The sequence below is a fragment of the Mycobacterium sp. TH-M103 genome (genome assembly GCF_057473785.1).
The window spans coordinates 23,403-31,518 of sequence record NZ_JBYCLG010000052.1; the positions used below are offsets into that span (position 1 = coordinate 23,403).

Sequence of the window (8,116 nt, forward strand, 5' to 3'; positions counted from 1 at the left end):
CGCCGTGCCCGATACGTCGCACCCCGCAGAGCCCCATGTCGGTTCGGTATCGTCGAAGCTGAATTGGCTGCGCGCCGGAGTCCTGGGCGCCAACGACGGAATCGTCTCCACGGCCGGCATCGTGGTCGGTGTCGCGGCCGCGACGGTGGAACGCGGCCCGATCCTGACCGCCGGGGTCGCCGGGCTGGTGGCGGGGGCGGTGTCGATGGCGCTGGGCGAGTACGTGTCGGTCAGCACCCAGCGCGACACCGAGCAGGCGTTGTTGACCAAGGAGCGCCGCGAGTTGCGCGACGACCCGGCCGCCGAATTGGACGAACTCGCCGTGCTGTACGAGGCCAAGGGGCTGTCGCCGGCGACCGCGCGCACCGTGGCCGAGGAACTCACCGACCACAATCCGCTCGTCGCCCACGCCGAGGTCGAACTGGGTATCGATCCCGACGAGCTGACCAACCCGTGGCACGCGGCGTCGTCCTCGGCGCTGTCGTTCGCGGTCGGCGCCACGCTGCCGCTGATCGCCATCCTGGCGCCGCCGATCGCGTGGAGAATCCCCGTGACCGTCGTCGCGGTGCTGCTGGCCCTGCTGATGACCGGGGTGGTCTCGGCCGGGCTGGGCGGTGCCCCGAAGGGACGGGCGGTGCTGCGCAACGTCGTCGGCGGCGGTCTGGCGTTGGCCACCACGTACGTGATTGGTCATCTGGTGGGCGCCGCGATCACCTGACGCCGCATTGGTGGCCAATACTGCTGTGCCATAGTGCCTTTGGTGTCAAGCGCCGCCGCGACCGGCGGACTGGAAGTGGAACTGTAATATCGACAGTTGCCGCTTACCGAGGAGGAGCCCGTGAACGTGCCGCTGCCGCCGCCGCTGCCGCGAAGGGTCGCGCGGTGACCGAATCGAAGACCGCGCCGGACGACGTCGACTCGCCGGAGTCGGCGCCGTACTTCTTCCGTGACGGAAACCTCTACCTCCCAACCAGAATGGCCCGCGGCGGCTGGGGGCCGTCGATCAGCGGGCACGTCGTCGGCGCCCTGTTGGGCTGGGCCGCGGAACGCGCGGTCGACGACACTCATCTGCAACCCGCCCGGCTGACCGTCGACCTGCCCAGGCCGACCGCGCTGGAACCCCTCGAGGTGCACACCTGTGTGCACCACGACCGCAAGCGGCTGCGGCTCGTCGAGGCCGTCCTCGTCCAGGATGGCTCCCCGGTGGCCCGGGGGAGTGCGCTGTTCCTGCGGCGCGGCCCGCAGCCCGACGGCGACGTCTGGTCCCAGCCGGTGCAGATGCCGCCGGTCCCGCTCGAGACGGATGGCGCACCGTCGACGCTGTTCATGCGTACCTACGGCTGGGGCTCGGAGGTGCAGAACCCCGACCCGGACTGGCCCCGCGAGCCGGGGCGGAAATACACGTGGCTACACGAAACGCGGTCGTTGATCGACGGCGAACCGCTCACGGCGTTCACCCGCGCGGCCATGGCCGGCGACATCACCGCCTCGCTCGCCAACTGGGGCACGAGCGGACTGCAGTTCATCAACGCCGACTACACCGTCATCCTCAGCCGCCTGCCCGAAGGGCCCCACCTCGGGCTGGCCTCGCTGACCCATTCCAGCCATGAGGGCGTGGCCACCGGCTCGGCAGTCCTGGTCGACCCGCACGGCCCGATCGGCAGCGCCGTCTCGGTCGCGATCGCACACTCAGGGTTTCGGCCCCCGCCGGCGGTATGACGACGTTCTGGGCGTTGATCGCCGACGCGGCGCGGCGCGCATCGGACCGCCCGCTGCTCGCCGACGAGCACGGCCGCAGCCTCACCGCCCGCCGCCTGCACGACGCCGCCTGCTCGACGGCCGCCGCGCTCGCCCGCCGCGGGGTCGGCCCGGGCACCGTCGTGTCCTGGCAGCTGCCCACCGCGCTGGAGACCATGGTGGTCATGGCCGCGCTGGCCCGGCTCGGTGCGGTGCAGAACCCGATCATCCCGATCCTGGGCGAACGTGAGGTTGGCTTCATCACCGGCCAGGCGGGGACCGAATTGCTTGTCGTACCAGAGGTTTGGCGCGGATTCCAGCACGGTGAGATGGCGCGCGGGCTGGCGCGGGAGCGGGGGTTCGACGTCGTCACCGTCGAGTTGTCCGCACCGCCGGCGGCCGGCGAGCTGCGACTGCCGCGGGCCGGCGCCGAGGCACTGCCCGCGCCGCCGGAAGCCACCGACGATACCCGCTGGATCTACTACTCGTCGGGAACCACCGCGGCTCCCAAGGGGATTCGGCACACCGACGCCTCGGTGATCGCCGGCTCGGCGGGCGTGGTGGGCATGGTGGGCGCCGGCAGCGGCGACGTGGACCCGATCGCCTTCCCGGTCGCGCACATCGGCGGGGCCGCGATGCTGGCCGCCGCCCTGTCGACCGGGATGCGGCTGGCGCTGTTCGAGGTGTTCGACCCGGTCACGACACCGCTGGCCGTCGCGGCGCACAACCCGACGTTCCTGGGCACCGCAACCCCGTTCTTCGTGGCGTTCCTGCAGGCCCAGGAGGCGAACGCCGGCCGGCCGCTGTTCCCTTCGCTGCGCGGCTGTTTGGCCGGCGGAGCGCCCATCACCGCCGACCTGGGGCGTCGGGTCCGCGAGACGTTCGGCGTGGCCGGCCTCGCCAACGCCTGGGGGATGACCGAGTTCCCCTGCGCGACGTCGCCGTCGCTGACCGCCGCGCCGGAGGTGCTCGACCACACCGTCGGCCCGCCGGTACCCGGCGTCAGCGTCCGGGTGGTCGACCGCGGCGGCATCGAACTGCCCGCCGGAGGAGAGGGGGAGTTGCGGCTCAAGGGACCCCAATGCTTCCTCGGCTACGTCGACCCCGCCCTGGACGCCGACGCCTTCGACCGGCAGGGCTGGCTGCGCACCGGCGACCTCGGCCTCGTCGACGCCGACGGCAACGTGCGGGTGACGGGGCGCATCAAGGACGCGATCATCCGCAACGCGGAGAACATCTCGGCCCTCGAGGTCGAGAATGCGCTGGCCACCCACCCCGCGGTCGCCGACGTCGCCGTTATCGGGGTGCCCGACGCGCGCACCGGCGAGCGGGTGTGCGCCGTGGTGGTGCCCGCGCCGGGCCCCCCGTCGATCCCGGTGACGCTGGACAGCCTGGTGGAGCACTGCCGCGCGCACGGGCTGAGCCGCTACAAGCGCCCGGAACGGCTCGTGATCGTCGACCACCTGCCGCGCAACCAATTCGGGAAGGTCGTCAAAAAGGAGCTGCGCGAGGCGTTCGGCTGAGGACGAGCCGCTACAAGCCCTTCGGCGCGTCGCGCACCGCCTGCACCGCCGCCGCGTCGCCGTCGAACTCGACCCGGGCGTCACGGCCGACGGCGAACAGCAGCAGCTCCTCGGGCAACCCGGTCACCGTGACCGCGGGACCATGCCCGGCGGTCAGCACCGTTTTGCCTTCCGAGGTGCGCAACGCGACCCGGGCGGGGAGCTTGGCGAGGGTGAGACGGGCCATCAGTGGCAGCGTGCGGCGCAGCGAGGCCACCAGCTTTTGTTCGAGCACGCGGGGCGCCCAGTCCGGCTGTGCGCGGCGCACGTCCTCGTGGTGGATGAACATCTCGGCGACGTTGGCCACCGGGTCGAGCAGCTTGAACGGTGAGTACAGCGGCGGGCCGGACGCGACCTTGTCCAGCAGCTCCGCCCAGTCCCGCCCGGCCACCTCGTCCTGCACCTTGGCGGTGTGGGCGGCGAAGAACGGGATCAGGATTCCCGGTGCGGCGTCGGGGCGGTATTCGCGGATGACCAGATGGGCCGCCAGGTCCCGCGTCTTCCAGCCCTCGCACAGGGTGGGCGCATCGGGCCCCACGTCGCGCAGGGTGTCGACGAGGGCGGCACGTTCGCGTCGAGCTACGGACACCGGTTCTCCTTCGGTAGGGCCGCGCCTGATCGGCGTTGATGACTCCCGACAGTAGTCCTGTCAGCGCTGAGCGAACCCCTCGGCACGAGCGCTGCGCGCCTCGCTAAATTTGAGGCGTCATGTCGTCGAACGGAGTCTCATGAACGCGCGTGTCGAGCAGATGGAGTTCCAGGCAGAGGCCCGCCAGCTGCTGGATCTGATGATCCACTCGGTTTACTCCAACAAGGATTCGTTCCTGCGGGAGCTGATCTCCAACGCCTCCGATGCCCTGGACAAGCTGCGGCTGGAAGCCTTCCGCAACAAGGACCTCGACGTCGACACCTCCGATCTGCACATCGAGCTGGAGGTGGACAAGGAGGCCCGCACGCTGACGGTCCGCGACAACGGCATCGGCATGACCCGCGCGGAGGTCGTGGACCTGATCGGCACGCTGGCCAAGTCGGGGACCGCCCAGTTGCGCCAGCAGCTCAGGGAGGCCAAGAACGAGGCCGCGTCCGAGGAGCTGATCGGACAGTTCGGGATCGGCTTCTACTCGAGCTTCATGGTCGCCGACAAGGTCGAGCTGCTGACCCGCAAGGCCGGCGAGAGCGAGGCCACCCGCTGGGAATCCAGCGGTGAGGGCACCTACACAATTGAGACGATCGACGCCGAAAAGGGGGCGCCCCAGGGGACGGCGGTCACCCTGCATCTCAAGCCCGAGGACCCCGAGAACGAGCTGCACGACTACACCTCGGACTGGCGGCTGCGGGGCCTGGTCAAGAAGTACTCCGACTTCATCGCCTGGCCCATCCGGATGGAGGTCCAGCGGCGCACCCCGTCGGAAGAGGCGGGCGGCGAAGACGTCGTCAGCACCGAGATCGAGACGCTGAACTCGATGAAGGCGCTGTGGGCCCGGCCCAAAGACGAGGTCTCCGACGAGGAGTACAAGGAGTTCTACAAGCACATCGCGCACGCCTGGGACGACCCGCTCGAGGTCATCGCGATGAAGGCGGAGGGCACGTTCGAGTACCAGGCCCTGCTGTTCATCCCGTCCCACGCCCCGTTCGACTTGTTCGACCGCGACGCCCACGTCGGGATCCAGCTCTACGTCAAGCGCGTGTTCATCATGGGTGACTGCGACCAGCTGCTGCCGCACTACCTGCGCTTCGTCAAGGGTGTGGTCGACGCACAAGACATGTCGCTCAACGTCTCCCGCGAAATCCTGCAGCAGGACCGGCAGGTCAACGCGATCCGCCGCAGGTTGAGCAAGAAGGTCCTGTCCACCATCAAGGACCTGCAATCCGAGCGGCCGGACGACTACCGCACCTTGTGGAACCAATTCGGCCGGGCTATCAAGGAGGGCTTGCTGTCCGACGCCGACAACCGGGAGACGCTGCTGGAAGTCAGCTCGTTCGCCTCCACCCACAGCGAGGACGAGGCCACCACGCTCGCCGAGTACGTCGGGCGCATGAAGGAAGGCCAGACGCAGATCTTCTACGCCACCGGCGAGACGCGCCAGCAGCTCACCAAGTCACCGCACCTCGAGGCGTTCAAGGCCAAGGGGTACGAGGTTCTGCTGCTCACCGACCCGGTCGACGAGGTGTGGGTGGGCGTCGTCGACGAATACGACGGCAAGCCGCTGCAGTCGGTGGCCAAGGGCGAGGTCGACCTCGACAGCGAGGAGAACGTCAGCGAGGCCGAACGCGAGGAGCAGCAGAAGGACTTCGCCGAGCTGCTGGGCTGGCTGAAGGAGACCCTGAGCGATCACGTCAAGGACGTGCGCCTGTCCACCCGGCTGACGCAGTCACCGGCCTGCCTGATCACCGACGCGTTCGGGATCACGCCGACGCTGGCGCGCCTCTACCGGGCCACGGGACAGGACGTTCCGGTCGGGAAGCGGATCCTGGAGCTCAACCCGGACCATCCGCTGGTCACCGGGCTGCGCCAGGCTCACCACGACCACGCCGGCGACGACGCCGCGCTCGCCGAGGTGGCCGAGACCGCCGAACTGCTCTACGGCACAGCCCTTCTCGCCGAGGGCGGTGCGCTGGAGGATCCGGCCCGGTTCGCCGAGCTGCTCGCCGATCGCCTCGCCCGCACCGTATAGCACGCGCATCTCACGGACCGACGAACGTCGGCGTGATTGAAATCCGGCCGCGGGGGATAAGCTCATCTCATGACCGCGTTTCGCGTCATCGATCCGCACGGCACGGTCGTCGCGACCAGGAACTTCGCCAGTGCCGAAACCGCGCACGCGTGGTTCTTGTGCCTCGTCGCGGGCCGTTCCGAGAGGGGCTGGCGCATGGAGGTCGACGACGACGGGCGTTGGGCGTTCTTCGATGACACCCAAGGTTTTACCGCGCCGGTCAGCCGGCATCCGCGATCGGGCTGACGGGGGACCGCCCCGATTTGGTGCTGATCACGCTCGGCAGTAGTGTGGCCCACGGCTCAACGAAGACCGAGAAAGAATTCGCATGCAGACCCACACGCTTTCGCGCCGATCGGCCGCGGATTCCCTGCGCCGTTCCCACTGCCGCCGGCCCCGGCGCCCGGCCGCCGTGGCGGTCATCGGCCAGTGCTTCGACATCGAGGTCGAGCGCCAGGCCGGCGGATGGCTGATCCGCATCCCCGAAATCGGCGCCGTCACCCATTCCAGCCGCCGCGCCGACGTGGAATTCGCCGCGCGGGAATGCATCACGGTACGCACCGGAATCCCCCTGGGCTACATCGCGGTCCGCATCCGCGACTGAATTCGCCCCGGCGCTGCCGCAGCTGGGCGCGGCAGTTCGCCGGGATTCGCGTCGGCTGCGTACCCTCATTCCTCGCGGGTTTTGCTGTTCTTCATATTCGTGCCGCTTCGAGCCCGCACACTGACGGCATTGTCGTCCGAGGAAGGGATCGCATCGAATGCCCTCGTTTCGCTGGCGGGCCGCACTGGCCGTCCCCGTCGTCGTCCCCGCCGCCCTGGTCGCCGGCGCCGCGACAGCGGCCGCCGACGCCGCTGATGACACCTACCTCGCCCAACTGCACGCCGCCGGCTTCAGCTGGCCGCCGGATCACGCGCGTGCGCTGACGGCGATGGGGTGCCTCGTCGCCCAGGACATCCACGCCAACCTGGACCAGAGAAACGTCACGGTCGGGGACGTCCACACGATGGTGAGCCTCGCGCATTCGACCTATTGCCCCAACCAGAGGTGCTCGACCGAGCAATGCTGAACGCCAATTCCACACCCGCCAAGCGGGTTTGACGGAGGCCGGCGATCAAGATCCGACGCGGTTCGCGGTGACGGAAGGCGGCTTGCCCGCGCACATGTCGAGGATGCTGCGCGCGGCCGCCGTCTCGATCCGCAGGCGCACGTCGCGCACGGCCGAACCCAGGTGCGGGGTGAACAGGGTGCGGTCGTGGGCTTGCAGGGCGGGCGGGATGTCCCGCGGCTTGCCGGGATCCGACCAGTCCTCGAACGCGAAGACGTCGGCGGCGTAGCCGCCCAGGTGGCCGGACGCCAACGCGTCGGCGACGGCGTTCTCGTCGACGACCGAACCGCGGCCCACGTTGACCAGCAGCGCCCCTGCCGGGAGCCGTTGCAGCGCAGCCGGTCCGATCAGGTGGTGGGTCTGCGTGGTCAGGGGTGCGGTGAGCACGACGGCGGTGCTGGCCTCCAACAGCGTTTCCAGGGGCACCGCGCGGGCGCCCAGTTCCGCCTCGTCGGCGGCGGGCAGCGGGGCGGGATCGCTGTAGAGCAGTTGCGCGCCGAACGCGCGCAAGCGGCGGGCCACCGCGCGGCCCACCGCGCCCATCCCGACGATCCCGACCCGGCGGCCGGCCAAGCCGCCGCCGTAGAGTTCGGGCCGCCAGCCCTGGTGGCGGCCCGACCGGACGTGGCGGTCGCCGGCCGGTATGTGGCGGTCGAGCGCGATCAGCAGCCCGGCCGCCAGGTCGGCGGTGGGGACGGTGAGAAGGTCCTCGACGTAGCTGACCCAGATTCCCCGGGCGGTGCAGGCCGCGACGTCGATGTTGTCGAAGCCCTTGAGCGCGCCGGCCACGATCCGCAACCGGGGGCTGTGGCCCAGCAACTCCTCGTCGACGTGGTCGGGCATGAACACCAGCAGCGCGTCGGCGTCGCGGCACCGGCTCAGCAGCTCACCGCGGGGCAGGCTCTCGGGTGTCTGGTTGGCGACCACCTCGCACGATCGGCCCAGCAGCTCGAGCACCTCGGGGTGCACGCGATGGGTGATGACGACCCGAAAC

Annotated in this window: 9 protein-coding genes; 7 read left to right on the forward strand and 2 right to left on the reverse strand. The window is 69.9% G+C overall.

Annotated elements, in window-relative coordinates; all coding sequences use genetic code 11:
* Window positions 1-4: 4 nt before the first annotated feature.
* The 3 genes from AC2VOR_RS02570 (at window position 5) to AC2VOR_RS02580 (ending at window position 3,260) form a co-directional block, all read left to right on the forward strand.
* The gene (locus tag AC2VOR_RS02570) at window positions 5-718 is read left to right on the forward strand and encodes a VIT1/CCC1 transporter family protein (protein WP_486963144.1); all 714 of its coding nucleotides are present in this window, start codon (window positions 5-7) and stop codon (window positions 716-718) included.
* Between the two features lie 257 nt (window positions 719-975).
* Entirely contained in the window at window positions 976-1,719 is a 744-nt protein-coding gene (locus tag AC2VOR_RS02575) for a thioesterase family protein (RefSeq protein ID WP_486963152.1), read from the forward strand.
* Complete coding sequence (locus AC2VOR_RS02580; RefSeq protein ID WP_486963145.1) at window positions 1,716-3,260, forward strand: class I adenylate-forming enzyme family protein; 1,545 nt, start codon at window positions 1,716-1,718, stop codon at window positions 3,258-3,260. The genes AC2VOR_RS02575 and AC2VOR_RS02580 overlap by 4 nt, the downstream gene beginning before the upstream one ends.
* A gap of 10 nt (window positions 3,261-3,270) precedes the next feature.
* On the opposite strand, the gene AC2VOR_RS02585 is transcribed toward AC2VOR_RS02580, so the two are convergent.
* Window positions 3,271-3,888 (reverse strand): TIGR03085 family metal-binding protein, encoded by a 618-nt coding sequence (locus AC2VOR_RS02585; protein WP_486963146.1) that lies wholly within the window; start codon window positions 3,886-3,888, stop codon window positions 3,271-3,273.
* Between the two features lie 139 nt (window positions 3,889-4,027).
* On the opposite strand from AC2VOR_RS02585, the gene htpG reads away from it, so the two are divergent.
* The 4 genes from htpG to AC2VOR_RS02605 all read left to right on the forward strand — a co-directional run bounded on the left by htpG (window position 4,028) and on the right by AC2VOR_RS02605 (window position 7,083).
* The gene (gene htpG / locus AC2VOR_RS02590; protein WP_486963147.1) at window positions 4,028-5,974 is read left to right on the forward strand and encodes a molecular chaperone HtpG; all 1,947 of its coding nucleotides are present in this window, start codon (window positions 4,028-4,030) and stop codon (window positions 5,972-5,974) included.
* 69 nt (window positions 5,975-6,043) lie between these two features.
* Window positions 6,044-6,259, forward strand: a complete 216-nt coding sequence (locus tag AC2VOR_RS02595; RefSeq protein ID WP_486963148.1) for a hypothetical protein — start codon at window positions 6,044-6,046, stop codon at window positions 6,257-6,259.
* Window positions 6,260-6,425: 166 nt separating this feature from the next.
* A complete protein-coding gene (locus AC2VOR_RS02600; protein ID WP_369741527.1) occupies window positions 6,426-6,617 on the forward strand; it encodes a long chain fatty acid-CoA synthetase Faa4p in 192 nt (63 codons plus the stop codon).
* A 157-nt stretch (window positions 6,618-6,774) separates the two neighbouring features.
* Window positions 6,775-7,083: a DUF732 domain-containing protein gene (locus AC2VOR_RS02605; RefSeq protein WP_486963149.1), complete on the forward strand. Its 309-nt coding sequence runs from the start codon at window positions 6,775-6,777 to the stop codon at window positions 7,081-7,083.
* 45 nt (window positions 7,084-7,128) lie between these two features.
* On the opposite strand, the gene AC2VOR_RS02610 is transcribed toward AC2VOR_RS02605, so the two are convergent.
* Window positions 7,129-8,116: phosphonate dehydrogenase (locus AC2VOR_RS02610; RefSeq protein ID WP_486963150.1), on the reverse strand; the 988-nt coding region annotated here is incomplete at its 5' end.

What these genes read in the sequence shown, in the direction of transcription:
- AC2VOR_RS02575 (WP_486963152.1), top strand. Translation starts at nt 976, where the DNA reads ATGGCCCGCGGCGGCTGGGGGCCGTCGATCAGCGGGCACGTCGTCGGC.
- AC2VOR_RS02580 (WP_486963145.1), top strand. Translation starts at nt 1,716, where the DNA reads ATGACGACGTTCTGGGCGTTGATCGCCGACGCGGCGCGGCGCGCATCG.
- htpG (WP_486963147.1), top strand. Translation starts at nt 4,028, where the DNA reads ATGAACGCGCGTGTCGAGCAGATGGAGTTCCAGGCAGAGGCCCGCCAG.
- AC2VOR_RS02595 (WP_486963148.1), top strand. Translation starts at nt 6,044, where the DNA reads ATGACCGCGTTTCGCGTCATCGATCCGCACGGCACGGTCGTCGCGACC.
- AC2VOR_RS02605 (WP_486963149.1), top strand. Translation starts at nt 6,775, where the DNA reads ATGCCCTCGTTTCGCTGGCGGGCCGCACTGGCCGTCCCCGTCGTCGTC.